Annotated in this window: 19 protein-coding genes and 1 pseudogene; 8 read left to right on the plus strand and 12 right to left on the minus strand. The window is 60.4% G+C overall.

The genetic code is table 11. The features are described 5' to 3' along the window. The 4 genes from K675_RS0116230 to K675_RS0116245 form a co-directional block, all read left to right on the plus strand. Positions 1–511 (plus strand): helix-turn-helix domain-containing protein (locus tag K675_RS0116230; RefSeq protein ID WP_017904554.1); only part of this gene is annotated, 511 nt, incomplete at its 5' end. A 181-nt stretch (positions 512–692) separates the two neighbouring features. Further along, positions 693–1115 carry a homoprotocatechuate degradation operon regulator HpaR gene (gene hpaR / locus K675_RS0116235; RefSeq protein WP_026145247.1) on the plus strand — a complete coding sequence of 141 codons (423 nt, stop codon included), beginning with the start codon at positions 693–695 and terminating at the stop codon, positions 1113–1115. A 120-nt stretch (positions 1116–1235) separates the two neighbouring features. Further along, positions 1236–2405, plus strand: coding sequence for a p-hydroxyphenylacetate 3-hydroxylase oxygenase component (locus tag K675_RS0116240; protein WP_017904556.1), 1170 nt, complete (start codon positions 1236–1238; stop codon positions 2403–2405). A 61-nt stretch (positions 2406–2466) separates the two neighbouring features. After that, a complete protein-coding gene (locus K675_RS0116245; RefSeq protein WP_017904557.1) occupies positions 2467–3393 on the plus strand; it encodes a p-hydroxyphenylacetate 3-hydroxylase reductase component in 927 nt (308 codons plus the stop codon). A 222-nt stretch (positions 3394–3615) separates the two neighbouring features. Here K675_RS0116245 and K675_RS0116250 read toward each other — a convergent pair whose 3' ends face one another. After that, positions 3616–3987, minus strand: a complete 372-nt coding sequence (locus tag K675_RS0116250; protein ID WP_017904558.1) for a helix-turn-helix domain-containing protein — start codon at positions 3985–3987, stop codon at positions 3616–3618. 246 nt (positions 3988–4233) lie between these two features. Here K675_RS0116250 and K675_RS0116255 point away from each other — a divergent pair, with 246 nt between their 5' ends. Continuing rightward, on the plus strand, positions 4234–4695 hold the full coding sequence (locus K675_RS0116255) for a RidA family protein (RefSeq protein ID WP_017904559.1): 462 nt from the start codon (positions 4234–4236) through the stop codon (positions 4693–4695). 14 nt (positions 4696–4709) lie between these two features. Here K675_RS0116255 and K675_RS0116260 read toward each other — a convergent pair whose 3' ends face one another. From K675_RS0116260 to K675_RS0116275, 3 genes are all read right to left on the minus strand, one after another. Continuing rightward, complete coding sequence (locus K675_RS0116260) at positions 4710–5696, minus strand: LysR family transcriptional regulator (RefSeq protein ID WP_026145248.1); 987 nt, start codon at positions 5694–5696, stop codon at positions 4710–4712. A gap of 63 nt (positions 5697–5759) precedes the next feature. Further along, complete coding sequence (locus tag K675_RS0116265) at positions 5760–6452, minus strand: DUF1963 domain-containing protein (protein WP_026145249.1); 693 nt, start codon at positions 6450–6452, stop codon at positions 5760–5762. A gap of 247 nt (positions 6453–6699) precedes the next feature. Continuing rightward, positions 6700–7671: a GlxA family transcriptional regulator gene (locus K675_RS0116275; protein ID WP_017904563.1), complete on the minus strand. Its 972-nt coding sequence runs from the start codon at positions 7669–7671 to the stop codon at positions 6700–6702. A 110-nt stretch (positions 7672–7781) separates the two neighbouring features. Between K675_RS0116275 and K675_RS0116280 the strand changes: the two genes are divergently transcribed. Then, positions 7782–8351 (plus strand): thioesterase family protein, encoded by a 570-nt coding sequence (locus tag K675_RS0116280; RefSeq protein ID WP_026145250.1) that lies wholly within the window; start codon positions 7782–7784, stop codon positions 8349–8351. 213 nt (positions 8352–8564) lie between these two features. Here K675_RS0116280 and K675_RS0116285 read toward each other — a convergent pair whose 3' ends face one another. Further along, positions 8565–9182: an FMN-dependent NADH-azoreductase gene (locus tag K675_RS0116285; RefSeq protein WP_017904565.1), complete on the minus strand. Its 618-nt coding sequence runs from the start codon at positions 9180–9182 to the stop codon at positions 8565–8567. Between the two features lie 73 nt (positions 9183–9255). On the opposite strand from K675_RS0116285, the gene K675_RS0116290 reads away from it, so the two are divergent. Beyond that, positions 9256–9726 carry a winged helix-turn-helix transcriptional regulator gene (locus K675_RS0116290; protein WP_232434441.1) on the plus strand — a complete coding sequence of 157 codons (471 nt, stop codon included), beginning with the start codon at positions 9256–9258 and terminating at the stop codon, positions 9724–9726. 6 nt (positions 9727–9732) lie between these two features. Here K675_RS0116290 and K675_RS0116295 read toward each other — a convergent pair whose 3' ends face one another. The 5 genes from K675_RS0116295 to K675_RS0116315 form a co-directional block, all read right to left on the minus strand. Next, a complete protein-coding gene (locus K675_RS0116295; protein WP_017904567.1) occupies positions 9733–10140 on the minus strand; it encodes a hypothetical protein in 408 nt (135 codons plus the stop codon). Positions 10141–10435: 295 nt separating this feature from the next. Further along, positions 10436–10795 (minus strand): cupin domain-containing protein, encoded by a 360-nt coding sequence (locus tag K675_RS0116300; RefSeq protein WP_017904568.1) that lies wholly within the window; start codon positions 10793–10795, stop codon positions 10436–10438. Then, complete coding sequence (locus K675_RS0116305; protein WP_232434442.1) at positions 10792–11385, minus strand: GNAT family N-acetyltransferase; 594 nt, start codon at positions 11383–11385, stop codon at positions 10792–10794. Before K675_RS0116305 ends, K675_RS0116300 begins: the two co-directional genes overlap by 4 nt. Positions 11386–11602: 217 nt before the next feature. After that, positions 11603–12076: a DMT family transporter gene (locus K675_RS0116310; protein ID WP_017904570.1), complete on the minus strand. Its 474-nt coding sequence runs from the start codon at positions 12074–12076 to the stop codon at positions 11603–11605. An 11-nt stretch (positions 12077–12087) separates the two neighbouring features. After that, positions 12088–13488 (minus strand): amidohydrolase family protein, encoded by a 1401-nt coding sequence (locus K675_RS0116315; protein WP_017904571.1) that lies wholly within the window; start codon positions 13486–13488, stop codon positions 12088–12090. A 144-nt stretch (positions 13489–13632) separates the two neighbouring features. Here K675_RS0116315 and K675_RS0116320 point away from each other — a divergent pair, with 144 nt between their 5' ends. Further along, the gene (locus tag K675_RS0116320) at positions 13633–14541 is read left to right on the plus strand and encodes a LysR family transcriptional regulator (RefSeq protein WP_017904572.1); all 909 of its coding nucleotides are present in this window, start codon (positions 13633–13635) and stop codon (positions 14539–14541) included. A gap of 108 nt (positions 14542–14649) precedes the next feature. Here the strand turns inward: K675_RS0116320 and K675_RS0116325 are convergent, their stop codons facing one another. Continuing rightward, positions 14650–15231: an NAD(P)H-dependent oxidoreductase gene (locus tag K675_RS0116325; protein ID WP_017904573.1), complete on the minus strand. Its 582-nt coding sequence runs from the start codon at positions 15229–15231 to the stop codon at positions 14650–14652. Between the two features lie 80 nt (positions 15232–15311). Then, a pseudogene (locus K675_RS0116330) lies at positions 15312–15711 on the minus strand (MFS transporter); the annotation flags it as partial.

Here is a 15711-nt window from a genome sequence, read left to right on the forward strand (position 1 = left end):
CGGCGACCAGTTGGCCGAAGCGCGGCGCCTGGAACTGATGTTCGAGGCGCTCAGGGAAGAGATCGAAGGCCAGGCCAGTGGCCGCGCCCCGGCGCTGCACGCGCTGACGCGGCTGGTGCTGATCAGCCTGCTGCGGCTCTCGGCCCACTCGCTCACGGCGCAACCGGCGCGGCACGAGGACTTGCAGGTGTTCCACCGCTTCAACGCGTTGATCGAGGCCCACTACCTCGAACACCTGCCGCTGGCCGCGTATGCCGAGCGCCTGGGCGTGACCGAGGCGCGGCTGAACGATATCTGCCGACGCATCGCCGACCTGTCCTCCAAGCGCCTGGTGCTCGAACGGCTGATGCAGGAAGCGCGGCGCCTGCTGCTGTTCACCGGCCATTCGGCCAACGAGATCTGCTACCAGCTCGGCTTCAAGGACCCGGCCTATTTCAGCCGGTTCTTCCAGCGCTATGCACAGATGACGCCGGGCGAGTACCGGCAGCGCCAGGGCGGTTTCAGAGGGTGACGGCATGGTGCGGCCTTGGGGTGAACGCCTGTTGTGCCGTTATCGTGGCGGCGCCCGGAACGCCGGCCAATGCCTTTTCCGGGCAAGCGCTGGTACTTTCCATGAACGGCGCAGGCGTCGCTTGCCACCGCGTATCGCCGGCTCGTAAGCTGACCGGCCTTTCACTGACCTTGCCCTGAACATGCCCGTGCCACGTCCCTCACTGACCCTGTCGTTGCTCCAGGCCCGCGAAGCCGCGATGGCCTTTTTCCGTCCTTCGCTCAATGCCCACGACCTCACCGAGCAGCAGTGGCGGATCATCCGCATCCTGCGCCAGAACGGCGAGCTGGAGAGCTACCAGTTGGCCGAGAAGGCCTGCATCCTCAAGCCGAGCATGTCCGGTGTGCTGGTGCGCATGGAGCGTGACGGGCTGGTGCGTCGCTTCAAGTCCAACGAGGACCAGCGGCGCATGTTCGTCGCCCTGACCGACGCCGGCCAGCAGCGTTTCGACGAGATGGCCGGCGACATGGAGTTGAACTACCAACGCCTGGTTTCACGCCTGGGCGAAGACAAGCTGGCCTTGCTCCACGAGCTGCTCGACGAGCTGAAAGCCATCGAACCGTAATCGTCAGCGGGCCACCAGCAGGGTCGTGGAAAGTACAATCGGCCCTGTGGAACGTCCATTTTCCAAGTAGGGGCGGCGGGAAATACTGGAGGGGAATCCAATAATAATTCGGGACTCCCCATGAAACAGCCCAACCCGCTGCTCGAAGACCTCAAGGCCATTCTGCCGACCATCGCCGCCAATGCCGCGCAGGCGGAAAAGGACCGCCAGGTACCCGCTGAAAACATTGCCCTGCTCAAACAGATCGGCCTGCACCGGGCGTTCCTGCCCAAGGTCTACGGTGGCCTGGAAATCGCCCTGCCGCAGTTCTGCGACTGCATCGCGCTGCTGGCCGGCGCCTGTGCCAGTACCGCCTGGGCCATGAGCCTGCTGTGCACCCACAGCCACCAGATGGCGATGTTCTCCAAGCAGATGCAGGACGAAATCTGGGGCGAAAACCCCGATGCCACCGCCAGCAGCTCGATCGCGCCGTTCGGCAAGGTCGAGGAAGTCGAGGGCGGTGTGATGTTCAGCGGCCAGATGGGGTGGAGCAGCGGTTGCGACCACGCCGAGTGGGCGATCCTCGGCTGCCGCCGGGTCAACCACGAAGGCGGCCAGGACTACTGCTTCGCCGTGCTGCCGCGCCGCGACTACGAGATCCGTGACGACTGGTTCTCCGCCGGCATCAAGGGCAGCGGCACCAAGACCCTGATCGTCGACAACGTGTTCGTGCCCAACCATCGCATCCAGAAAGCCAAGGACATGATGGAGGGCAAGTCGGCCGGCTTCGGCCTGTACCCGGACAGCAAGGTCTTCTACTCGCCATACCGTCCGTACTTCGCCAGCGGTTTCGCCACCGTCAGCCTGGGCGTGGCCGAGCGCATGCTCGAGGCCTTCAAGGAAAAGACCCGCAACCGCGTACGGGCCTACACCGGCGCCCAGGTCGGCGCCGCCACCCCGGCGCTGATGCGCCTGGCCGAGTCCACCCACCAGGTCGCCGCGGCACGGGCCTTTCTGGAAAAGACCTGGGCCGAACACGCTGAACACAGCGAAGCCCATCGCTACCCGAGCCGCGAAACCCTGGCCTTCTGGCGCACCAACCAGGGCTACGCGGTGAAGATGTGCATCCAGGCCGTCGACCGGCTGTTCGAAGCCGCCGGTGGCGGGGCGTGGATGGAGTCCAACGAACTGCAACGCCTGTGGCGTGACTCGCACATGACCGGTGCCCATGCCTACACCGATTACGACGTCTGCACGCAGATCCTCGGCCGCGAGCTGATGGGCCTGGAACCCGACCCGAGCATGGTCTGAAACCGCTCCATCCATAACAACAATCGAGGGGCTGCCACTGCGGCGGCTCCGGGAGTCTTGCATGTCTGCTGAATTCGATTCGCGCGCGTTTCGCCGTGCGCTGGGCAACTTCGCCACTGGCGTGACCGTGGTCACTGCCGCCACCGCCGACGGTCGTCGGGTCGGCGTCACCGCCAACAGCTTCAACTCGGTCTCGCTGGAGCCGGCGCTCATTCTCTGGAGCCTGGACAAGCGCTCGGGCAGCCTGGAGGTGTTCGAGCGGGCCAGCCATTTCGCCGTGAACATTCTCGCCGCCGACCAGATCGACCACTCCAATCACTTCGCCCGCAGCAAGGACGATCGCTTCGCCGACATCGAGCATGAGCTGGGCGAGGGCGGGGCACCGCTGCTGGCCGATTGTGCGGCGCGCTTTCGCTGTGAAAAGTACCAGATGGTCGACGCCGGCGATCACTGGATCCTGATCGGCAAGGTGGTGGCCTTCGACGACTTCGGCCGTGCACCGCTGCTGTATCACCAGGGCGCCTACTCGATGGTGCTGCCGCACACGCGCATCACCCAGCCGGATCTCACCGAGCGGCCAAGCAGCCACTTCCAGGGTCGCCTGCGTGACAATCTCTACTACCTGATGACCCAGGCCGTGCGCTGCTACCAGGGCGCCTACCAGCCACGGCAACTGGCGACCGGCTTGCGCACCAGCGAAGCACGCATGCTGATGGTGCTGGAGAACGACGCCGGCCTGAGCCAGGCCGAACTGCTGCGCGAAGTGGCAATGCCACAGCGTGAAGTGGAAGAGGCCATCGCCAACCTGTGCCGCAAGGGCCTGGTCACCGAGACGGAAGGGCGCGTGCGGCTGTCCGTGGCCGGCATCGACCAGACCGAGGCGCTGTGGACCATTGCCCGTGAACAGCAGGAGCGGGTGTTCAGCCAGTTCGATGAGGAGCAGGTGGCGAACTTCAAGCAGGTGTTGCAGGCGATCATCTCGGGTTAAACGAGCGTGCCAGGTAGCGCTTCTGGTCCGGTGTTGCCTGGCCTGGCGCTATCGCCAGCAAGCCGGCTCCCACAGTGGGGTGGCGTTCACAAACGTTGTGGTCGCCTCTCTCTCCTGTAGGAGCCGGCTTGCTGGCGAAGCTTTTGATCTTCGGGCATTCCAGCGGTGCTCACCGGCCCGTCATCGTCAGGCCGACCGGAGGCCGGCGTTCGGATAGAGGGCTTACTGCCTCCAGGACAACGGCGTCATCCCCTCGGCTTTCAGGAATGTTCTGGAAAAATGCGCTTGATCACAAAAGCCGCACTCCAGCGCGATATCGACCAGCAGCATCCGCGAGCGGGTCAGCAGCTCCTTGCTCCTGCTCAGCCGCTGTTCGCGCAGCCACTCCTGGGGAGGGAGCCGGGTGCTTTCCTTGAACATGCGTGAAAAATGACTGCGTGACAGTGCGCAGGCTTGTGCGACTTCTGCCACCGATATTCCTCTGTCCAGATGATCCAACATCAATTGCTTGGCCGTGCGGACTTGCCAGGGCTTGAGCCGTTTGGGCAAATCCACTTCAACAGTCGCCAACACGATGCAATCGTTACTGTTCATGGAGATCCATTTCCCCTGGGTGTTAGGTGTTTGGGTCAGGCAGCGCGCCGCCCTGAGACCTCGGGGAGTGAGAGCCTTCTCAGCGGGTTGTCGCCAGGTGCCGGCAAAAGATAGCGAAACATGCGTCGAAATGAAGGCGCACTTTTGCCTCCTTGGAGGCGCATTAATGCGCCATAAATGGCGCTCTCGCGGTGCTAGCATCTGTGCCATGCGGATCATGTCGATCCCACTCGCCAGGAGAATCCAATGGCTGCTTCACGACCTTTCAACGACGACACCGCCTACTGGGGCGTTCCATGGGAAGACAGCTACGGTTATCCGCAAGCGCGGCGGGTAGGGAACGAAATCTTCGTGTCGGGGCAGTTCAACCACGACGAGGAGGGCAACCTGGTCGCCCCCGCGCCGCTGGATGCCGACGGCAGGCCGAACGATTACTCCTCGATGGGAGAGCAGATGCGGGTCTCCTACGACAACATTTCCAAGTTGCTCGCCCTGTATGGCGCCACGCTGCAGGATGTCGTCGAAGAGACGCTGTATGTGCTGGACATGGACGCGGCCTTTGCCGTCGTCGGCAAGGTGCGCAAGGCCGCCTACGGTACGGAACGCCCCCAGGCGGCCAGTAACATCATCGGGGTATCGCGACTCGCGCAACGGCCGCAACTGATCGAGATCGTGTGCAGGGCGGTGATCGGCGCGCAGAGCCGATAATCAGCACTCGCAACCTATGAGGCCTGCAAAGGCTGATGCCCTTCCACCAGCGGCTTCAGGTCGGCCACGGCCGCTGCGCAGAAGGTCATGAAGGCTTTGACCCGCCAGGACTTTCTGATGTCCTGGTGGGTGAGCAGCCAGAGCTCGTCCTGCAGCTCTCGCACCACGGGGCCGACGCGAACCAACCCTGGCGTGATGTCGCCGAGCATGCAGGGCAGAAAGCCAAAACCCAGGCCGGCCGCGATGGCCGCGCTGGCGGCGGCAACCGAGTCAGTGCGGTACGAGATGTGCTCCGGGGCCACCCGGCACTCGACATGGTTCGTCGCCTTCAAGCCCTGTAAACCGCCGGAGTAGGACACCCAGGACTGACCTTCCGCGAAGGGATCGGCAGTGACCGCCTGCTTGGCGGTGCCATAAGCGGCCCAGGCGATATTGGCCAGCTTGCGACCCACCAGCGTGTCCGCCGGTTTTCGGGTGGCACGCACGGCGATATCCGACTCGTCCCTGGCCAGGCTCAACGTCTGGTTGCCCACCAGCACTTCGATCGTGATGCCTTCATTGAGGGTTTTGAAGTTCGCGATGATCGGGGTGAGAAAGTACAGAAGCAGCGAGTCGCTGGTGGTGATCCGCAGTTTCCCCAGGGGGCCCTGGCCGGCACGCGAAACCCTGCGGGTGACACTGACGATGTCCAGCTCGACGCGCTCGGCCAGTGCACGCAACTCGGCACCCTCGGCCGTCAGCAAGTAGCCCGCCTTTCGATGATCGAAGAGCGCCACCCCGAGTGATTTTTCAACCTGGGAGATACGCCGCGACACGGTGGAGACATTGATGCCGAGCTTCTTGGCCGTGTCAGCGCGATTGCCACAATCGCTCAGGGTCTTGATGATCCGCAAATCGTCCCATGAGAGCTGGCCGACAGCCTCGCCAGCATCCCATTTGGGGCCTTGGGGAGCAGCAGGGGCGGGCGAACGGCTTTCAGGTGACGACTTCACATAAATCATTCCAGATAGGGTGCGCTGATGATACGAGAAGGGGCCGGTTCAACCAATATGGCGAAAACCCCCTCAGTAGAAGTCGTAGTAAAGCTGCCATTCCCCTGTTGCCGTGTTTTTCCAGAACATGAGGCTACCGCTGTCGACCACGTTCAAATGGATCTTTGCATCTGACGAAACCTGGAACACGAACTCAAAACCATCCCCCGGATCAACACCCGATTGGCAAAACGAGGGGTAGCCGCCGATCTTGTGTTCGTAAACATGGGTGGTCAGGTCGTAGTAGCTGTCTATCGTCCCGGCTCGCTCGAGTTTGAGTATCTCGTCCTCAAGCTCTGCGGGAACGCCACCGCCATCCCATAGCGGAAAGTCGTCCATCAACTCGGCCTTCAAGGGAAACGCCTTGAGGGGCGAGTCCGCCACGGAAAGCGATTTGTTGACCAGGGTATCGGCCTCGCCGTACTCCCGGATCAACCAATTGTCGCCCATGGGCTCGAATGGCTCTGGAAACTCCCTGGAAATGAACAGCGTGAGTACCCGAACGTTCGCCAGTGCCGGGCCGGTGTACGGCAGGCTGGGCAGGTAAAACTGCGCATAGGGCAGCATCTGCTCACCCGCGGCGTTCACCGGAATGGTTTCATCCGGTCGAAACAGGAAGACCTTGCCCAGCCAGCTTTCATCGTGCTCATGGGTAGGTCGAAACCCGCCGGCGACAAATTTTGTCGCCGGTCGCACCAGGCGCAATTTGATCTCTTCGATATCCATTCGGGCGTTAACTTGATCAGCCAATAGGTCGATGGGCGAGCATACCATGGGGAGGGATGCCGGCATTTTGATCATGCTCAGACGCCAGCCTGGGAACGATCACGGCGGGTCGCTCTGGTTATCGGCGTTCCCATAGGTCATGGTCGCGGCTGACTGCAGGGTCGAGTGGCGGTCGAGGAGGGGGGATTCAGCGAGGTCGGTGATCGTTTCGGTGTCCATAGCGCATGCGATCCGGGCAGTCGGGGTGTCACGTGCTCGGCGCAAGCCGATGAAAGCGCTTTCGGAAAAGCGCGGGTGAAATTCCAATACGCTGGCAGAAAAGCCGCCTGAACGAATTGCTGTCTTCGTAGCCGACTCGGTGGGTGATGACCTCAAAACCAAGGCGGGTGGTTTCCAGCAATTGTTTGGCCTTTTCCAGGCGCAGGGTCTGGAGGTAGGTCAGCGGCGTTTGGCCGGTGGCTTCTTTGAAGCGGCGCTTGAAGTTGCGCACGCCGAAGCCGAATTGATCGGCTAGCTCGGCGATACTGTTGGGTTCGGCAAAGTTGGCCTCCATCCAGTCCTGCACGCGCATGACCGCCTCGTCCGCATGCCCGCGCGGCATCGACCAACTGATGTAAACGGTCTGCTCGCTGCGTACGCCGTCAACCAACAGGTAACGGCCACACTGTTGTGCCAGTTCAAACGAGGCAAAACGGCGAACCAGGTGCAGCAGCAGGTCCATGGCGGCACTCGCGCCGGCACTGCTGATCAGGCGACCGTCTTCGCATAGGATACGGCGCTCATCCAGGCAGACCTTCGGATAGTGCCGGCGCAGATAATCGGCGAACGCCCAGTGAGTGGTGGCCTCTACGCCGTCGAGCAAGCCGGCTTCGGCGAGCATGAAGGTGGCGGTGCACATGGACGCGATAATGGCGCCCTTGCGGTGCTGGTGACGCAACCAGGTGCCGTACTGTGCAAAAGTCGGCAGGGCCTCACGCAGGCTGAAGAGAAAGCCAGGAATCAGTACGAGGTCTGTTCTGTCAATCGTGTTGAGCCCTGCATCCACGGGCATGGAGCGTCCCAGGGCATTGTTCACAGGCAGCCCATCCAACGAGGCGACGCACACGGTAAAGGGTTTCTCGGCAGGAGCCGCCAGGCGGTTTGCCGCATCCAGTACCTCTATTGCCAGGGCGGCAGAGGCCTGCGAACTGTACTCGGCCAGGACAAGCGTGACGTGCATGAGAATCCTTTTGCGCAATTGGCATGAAATTAGTCATTTCTGCATCTACCTTACCCCGAACAGCCCCTCTAGAGTGCGGCATCTTTCCGCTCCAGCAGGTATTTTTTGCAATGAACTTATGGTTTCGCCTTTTCCTGATGCTGTTGCGCCGTCCGTGGCGCCGCCCCGTGCACGGTCTCACCACCACGGTGGTGCACCTGCGCGTCTGGCCACTGGACCTGGACTTCAACCGGCACGTTACCAACGGCCGCTACTTCACCCTGGCCGACGTCGGCCGAATGGATTATGTGCTTCGCAGCGGCGCTTTTCGCGTGGCGCTCAAGCATCGCGCAATGCCTATCGTGGGCGATGTGTGGGGCAAGTTTCGCCGCGAGCTCAAGCTGTTCGAGCGCTTTGAAATTCACACACGCATGCTCGGCTGGGACCACAAGTGGAGCTTCGTCGAGCACCGCTTTGTCAAAGACCGGCGCGTGATTGGGGTCGTGGTCATGCGCGGGTTGTTTCGCGGGCCAAAAGGCAGTGTCGCACCGGCCGAGTTTGCCGATGCCTTGGGCATGGATAAGCAATCGCCCGTGCTGCCTCGCTGGCTGGCTGAATGGTCGGCCAGTTGCGACGGTCTGAGCGCCACCCTGCGCGAAGCAGAGCAGTTGGAGCAGCCGCAACCAGTGAAATCAGCGTGATGTGTGGACGGGAAAGAAATCCTGATGGGATCTAAAAGGTCAGCTATTGGCCGATGGCGGATTTCGTAAGGGTCGCCATCGACCTGGATGTCGTCAATTGCTGGCGACTGCCCCCCGCATGGCCGTCCTTAAGGATGCGTACCCGTGTCCGCTCGACATCTGAGTGGGCGATTACCTGAACAACAGCGCAGTGCTTTTTTCTCGTCCATAAGGTCACTCAACCTTCGCCAACAAGGCTTTGATGGCCTTTTCGGTATTGGCGATCGCGGCCTGCAGCGCCTCGGGACCGAACACTGTGCCTTCGACGCGTATCACCTCAACGTCGGTCAAGCCGATGAAGCCGAGCAAGTGCAGCAAGTAGTTGGTTTGAAAGTCGAACGGCGCCCAGGCACCTTCTGAGAAAACGCCGCCAGCAGCGGTAACGAGATAGACCTTCTTTCCAACAAGCAGCCCTTTTGGCCCCGTATCGCCATAGCTGAACGTGACGCCTGGCCAAGTGACGTGATCGAACCATGCCTTGAGCTGTGAGGGCGGGCCGAAGTTGATCATGCCCGACCCCAGGACGATCACATCGGCGGCCTTCAATTCATCTACCAGCTCTTGGGCCTCCCTTACGGCCTCGGCCTGTTCCGGTGAGCGTTCTTCAGGCGATGTAACGCGGCCCAGGATGTAGGCCGGCGCGATGTGCGGCGCAGGATTCGTGGCGAGGTCGCGTACAGTCAGCGAACCACCCGAGCGGCTCTGGATGCCTTCAGCGATTTGCATGGCGAAGCGGGTGGAAAGGCTGTCCGCCGCGCGCGGACTGGACGTAACAAGCAGGGTGCGGCTCATGATTGCTCCTAGGGATAAAATAAGAACCAAGTAAATTATTCAATCTAAATTACCGATTCGTACGAAGGATGGTATGGTCGCTTCCCTTTCCCTACAAGAAGGCACACGCATGTCACCTGGTAACACCGAACTGCCTAACAATATGCCAGCGCCTGACGCGGGTGGCTGTCTGGCGACCCGTAAGATCCTGGATCGCATCGGCGACAAATGGACGCTCTATATCGTCGCGACGCTGGCTAGCGGCCCGCGGCGCTTCAACGAATTGAAACGTAGCATCGACGGTATTTCCCAACGCATGCTGACGCTGACCTTGCGCGGACTAGAGCGTGACGGACTGATAACGCGGACGATGTTTCCGACAATTCCTCCACGCGTCGATTATGAGCTCACCAACTTGGGAAAAACGCTGTTGAAGCCGGTCATGGCGCTGGTTAGCTGGGCAAATGAAAACCAGTTCGCCATTGCGCAAGCGCACGAACGTTTTGACGAAAAGTCAGCGTCAGATCAGGTGATGGTTCAGGGCGTTATCTACGAACGTCGATAATCGAACTTACGGCTCCGCATATCGCTCATAATCCAGCGAAATCCCATCGCTGGCCGGGTAGCTGACGTAAACCACGATATCGTCACTGGTGGCCACGATTGCGTACGGCCATTTCCCATTCGCTTTGCGCATTGCCTCGTAGAGCGGAAGGAAAAAATTTTTTGTCTGCCCAGTCGGATCGTACGGCACTTGCCCGGTGAAGATAGGGTAGTGGTCCCCGTTGCACAGTTGAACACGTTCCAGCTTGATGTGGTGTTTTTCCAAAACGGCGCGGGCCGGGTGCTGCCAAGTCTTCAGATCCACATCATGACAGTCCGCTGCCTTGCTGCTGTACAGCTCGGTGTCCTTCAGCGCCGGCAGCGCCCACGCCAGAGAAGGCAGAATCAACAAAAGCGTGGAAAGAAAGCGCATCATACGGGCATCCTTGAACGTTGGGATGCGGATTGTAGAGGTTTCCGTGTGCAAGCGACTATCAGCACAGCACCCAGCCGAGCGGCAGCCTTGTCCTGATAGCCGCTATCGCTCGCGATTTGGCTGCGCCCCGGATTTTGAACAAAACCCTTGCTCCTGCAAAGGCCCGGTTCCATGCGCGTCAGCACAGCCATGCGGTAGAGCGCTGTTGTGGCCTGCCGTAGAACATTCGAGCGCCGCCAGCAGGCAAGCATGCACACTGTCCTTGCGCTGCGCTCGATGAAACGTGACTGCGAGCCTAGGGCTTGGGCAAGAGGATCACGAAGTTCTTTTTCATGTCTTCCAGCACGGTCCACTTGCCCTTGGCGCCCGGTTCGATAATGAACGTGTCGCCAGCGGCCAGTGTGACGGGGGCGCACCCTTCAAGCTCGATGACGCAGCATCCGCTCAGGACATGGCAGAACTCCCAGACTTTGTAGTCGATGCGCCACGCTCCGGTACTGGCTTCCCATTCTCCGGAAATGCGACCTTGCTGTTCATCGTGGTAGTACTTGGACGTCAGCGTATGAGGGGTGCCTTCCAGGACCTCTTCAAAAAAGGGCAGGTCGCGCACCGGTTGGATATCCAGTTCGCGGAACACGGTCAGTTTCTTGTTCATGGCTTTTTCTCGATCACGTTGGGGTTAGGGCGATACATCAAATAGGCCTCACCGGTTACACCCAGCATCGGGTGCGGAACGATCTGGCAGGTTTTAACAATTTGAAAACCGTGACGTTCGTAGAAGCGGCGCGCACCGTGGTTTTCTGCATAATCGATCAGGCACAGCCCATCCAGGCCAGAGTCCTCGGCGCGCTGCTGGGCGTGGCGAAGAAACTGAACGCCCAGTCCCTGGCTGCGCCAGGCCTCATCCAGGGCCAGGCTGGATATGTATAAGGTGTCGGGTATTTCCATGTCGGAATAGGGCGCCAGGACCGGGTCTGTCTCGACAGGCCTGTCAGCGGTCTCGCGCAAGGCATAGCTATGCATCATGCCGATGACGCGCCCTTCGAAAGTGGCCATCAGACAATTCTTGTAGGAAAAGTCGCCCTGTTCCCTGGCATAGCGAGACGCACCGACACTCAGCAAGGCTTCTCCAGGTGCGGCAAGCTTGCTCCAGATGTAATCGGCCATGCCCTCCGAAGTCAGTTGAAAGAAACGCGCAATGTCGTGCGCGTCCGAGGCTTGAGCGGGCCTGAAGTCGATAGGCATGTACAGTGCTCCCATGGGATCGGCTGGTTGGTTTTCAAGGATTACGCCTCTGACAGGGGCAGCAGGGTAGGCGGGTTGAGCGGTACCCATCATGCTCTGGGCGAACACCTTCAGTACGGTGTGCGACGCCGTCCCCTGCCCAAAGGCGCATGGCCGTCTCATGGCTCAGCCCCAGAGAGTCAGGGTGCATCCTACGAAATAGGGGTAAACAGAGCCGTCAGTGGGAGAAAAGCACTGACCACTTGTCACCGAACAGTGCGATGGCCAGGCCTGCCAGCATCACCACCGCCCCGACCAACTTCACGGGAGAGATCGGCCTTTCCAATGCCCCCATCCATCCGAAATGATCGATGACCAGTGACGAAATGATCTGCCCGGCGATAGCGAGGCCGAGTAGGGCTGACAGGCCGATTTTGGGTACCAGCACCACATAGCTAAGTAACGCACCGGCTCCCAGCAAGCCGCCCAACAGGCTCCACCAGGGCTGGGCAGGGATAGCCGCCAGTGAGGTCACTATCCCGCCCCGCACTAATGAAAAGACGCCCAGGCCTATCGCACCGGCGGTGAAAGAGAACAGCGCCGCGGCTACGGAATCTCCCCCTACACCTTTGGCAAGTTGGCCGTTCAGCGTGGCCTGTAGCGTGATGCCGAGCCCCGCGCAGACGGCCAGCAAGTAATAGGCTGCGTTCATCTCGCGTTTCCTTACTTGGCTGATTCGAGCGGCAGAAATGTCTCGGCAAACATATCCGGCTGGTAGCCTGCGGCAGCAAACAGATGCCCACGGGACTCGTCGATTGCCGCACGCAACTGCTCGTTGTCCACGCCCAGTACCTTGCCGCCCCGTTTGAGGATGCGCCCGCCGATCATGACCGTGTCGACATTGCTGCGCTCGGCCGCGTGTACCACCGTGCCGAAGGCGTTGCCTGACGGGTACAGGTTGATGTCCTGCGCGTTGATCAGGATCAGGTCCGCCTGTTTGCCCGGCGTCAGGCTGCCGATTTTGTCCTGCAAGCCGGCACAGGTGGCGCCGTCGACAGTCGCGGCTTTGAGCAGGCCATGAGCGGGGAGGGTCACCACCGGATGATGGTCTTCGCCGCAGCAGCGCTGCTGGTGCAGGCCCATGACACGCTGCAGGTAGAACGCCACCCGCATCTCCATGAACATGTCACCACTGTAGGAGGTTTCGTTATCGACACTCAGGCCGGGGCTGATGCCATGACGATGCGCCGCCTGCATGGCGAACATACCGTCCTCGATGCCGTAGTGAGCATCTGAGCGTGGGCACACGTTGACCCGCACGCCCGCCTCGCGAAGGATTTCCCACCCGGCGTCCGGCAGCGCGGTGCAGTGGTTGAAGATGTTGTCCGGGCCCAGCAGCCCTTGCTGATGCAGCCCTTCGAGTTCGGCCGCCATCGTTTCGCCAAAGAATTCGGTGATGATCGGCAGGCCCAGCCGCCGCGCTTCGGCCCATAACGCGGGCTCCAGTTGTGCCATCGCCGCCAGCGAAACCCGCTCGTTCTGCCCGTTCTTGAAATACTTTTCCTGCAGGCGCTCCAGGTTGCCCGGCCAATGGGCCTTGTCCCATTCACCCGCCACCGGCGCCCCCGAGGCATGTACGGCGCGTATGCCAGCATCGAGCAGCGCCTCGACCGCCGCATCGGAGTGCGCCCCGGTGCGGCTGTTGTGCGAGTTGTCGACCAGGGTCGTAATGCCGGCATCGATGCAGCCCAATGCACTCAGGAGGTTGCCGATGTACATGTCAGCCGGACGGTAGTATTTGGCGAACGAGAAGTGGGTTGCGTTGCAGTAGTCCTCCAGGGTTGCGGCGTTCGGATTGATTCGCCGCAGTTGCCCCTCCCAGGAGTGACGGTGCGTATCGACCATGCCCGGCATGGCGATCATGCCGAATGCCTCGATCACGGCCGCATCGCCGGCCTCGATGCTTTCACCGATGGCCTTGATGGTGCTGCCTTCGATAAGGATATCGCCCCGCGCCAGATTGCCGATATCGCCGTCCATGCTGAGCACAGTAGCGCCGCGGATAAGTGTGCGGGCGGCCGGTGCGGCCGGAGCCTTCACGATACCGCGATTGTATTCGGCCATTTTCAGTACACCTCTTCAGATTTCGTTGGAAGCAATGTACGCAAGGCGATATTGCCGGAAAAAGGTGGTTAAACTGTTTTTATTATTCAAATTCAGCGAATAATAAGCTCTTCCCTGATCACTGCCTTGAGGCTGTTAACTGTCATGGACCGTATTCAAGCGATGCAGGTTTTCGTGCGCGTGGCTGAGGCTGGAAGCTTTATCCAGGCGGCGCAGACGCTCTCTTTACCGGCCTCGACGGTCACCAGCAGCGTTAAAAACCTTGAGAAGTACCTGCAGGTGCGTCTGCTCAACAGAACAACGCGGCGGGTTAGCCTTACGCCTGAGGGCGCACAATATCTGGCGCAATGCCGAGAAATATTGGAGCTGATTGAACAGACGGAGACCAGCCTGACGGCTTCTGTGAAACGGCCACAGGGTCGTCTGCGGGTCGATATGCCGGGTGGCATCGCACACTTCATCGTCATGCCACGCCTGCAGGATTTTTACCGGCGATATCCGGATGTCTACCTGATGATAGGCGTCAATGATCGGCAGGTGGACTTGATTCAGGAGGGGGTCGATTGCGTCATTCGTACCGGTGAACTCCATGATTCAAGCCTCGTTGCGCGCCCACTCGGCCGGTTTCGCTGGGTGACCTGTGCGTCTGCCGCCTATCTTGAAGAAAACGGTACTCCGCAAACACCGCAGGATTTGCTTCACCATCGGGCCATCCATTACTTCTCCGGGCACGCAAGGCGAGCGGGCGAACTGCATTTCGCCCGTGGCACTGAAAAGATCTCAGTCCCGGTCAACGGCACAGCGGCCGTCAACGAGACTGGGCTCTACATCAAAATGTGCCTTGAAGGCTTCGGGTTGGTGCAACTCGCCGAGAACGTGGTTTCCGAACATCTGCGAGAAGGGCGACTGGTCGAGGTGCTTGCTGACTGGCAACCTGCGTCGGTTCCTGTGCACCTGCTATATCCGCATCAGCGCTTTCTCTCTCCAGCCGTGAGCGCATTCGCTGACTGGATCGCCGGGCTTGTTCGCGATTCCAATTCAGCCACTTGCTGATCAAGGGGAGGGCTGCCTTTGTCCTGGCTCGTGTCCAGAAGAGATGACCCCAGTGGAATGCGCAGAGTCCTGAGTCCGGCCGACATCAATGCGCCAGGCCAGCGGGGTTTAAAGGAAGCATTGATCGAGGTGCCGGCGATACTTGGCGACGTCCCGCTCAATCTGCGGGTTCTTCACGACGTCATTGGCGATGAAAGTGGGCAGCGCTTCCAGTCCGAGGAACTGATTGGCTTTGTGGAAGTGCAGATAGACGCCGTCGATCCCTACGCCGTGGAAAAACTGCTCGGGGTCGTCGAAGGCTTCCAAGGGCGCGTTCCAAGTCAGCGACAGCATGTATTTCTTGCCCTGCAACAGGCCGCCACTGCCATATTTTTTCGAGGCGTCGGTATGTGAGCGGCCATCGCTGCCATACAGGACGCCATGGCCAGCGGTGAAGACTTCATCAATGTAGCGCTTGACGATCCAGGGCTCGCCCATCCACCAACCCGGCATCTGATAGATGATGACGTCGCTGTTGGCGATTTTCTGAATTTCCTCGTCAACCGAGTAAGGTGCGTCGACCACTGTGGTCGAGACGCTGTGGCCGAGCGCAGTGAGGTGCTCGGTGGCCAGTGTGGCGAACATGTTGTTAAGTTCGCCCTTGGATATGAGAAATGGCTTGGCGCCGTTGATGATCAGTACGTTGCTCATGGGTTTCACTCGGTGATTACGGTGGAGTTCTTGATAGGGCTGCCCGGTCGTGATCGACAGGTATCTGCCATGTTTGCCGGCTAGTGGCATGGCACGATTGTGCTTCTGCAATGAGTGGGTTCGAGTTGAACGTTGCGCCCCGCCAGCATGCCGATAAATGCGCCGGCAACAGCGATTGCAGCTGTGATCAACAGCGGTGCTGTCCAGCTATCAGTCCAGTCGTGCAGTTGGCCCAGCAGCAAGGGACCTGCGGCCGCCATCAGATAGCCGACGCACTGTGCCATTCCTGAAAGTGCCGCGGTGTCGCCGGAATTACGTGTGCGCAGGCCGATGAACGCCAGGCCGAGCATCATGCTGGCGCCAGAGCCAAAGCCCAGGAACGCGGCCCACACCATGGCGTAGCCTGGCGCATAGACAAGCCCGATCAGGGATGAGGCGGTCAACAGGCTGACGGTAGCGGCTGCCAGTCTCTGGTCTTTG

This window comes from Pseudomonas fuscovaginae SE-1 (assembly GCF_000364705.1).
Classification (GTDB): Bacteria; Pseudomonadota; Gammaproteobacteria; order Pseudomonadales; family Pseudomonadaceae; genus Aquipseudomonas; species Aquipseudomonas fuscovaginae_A.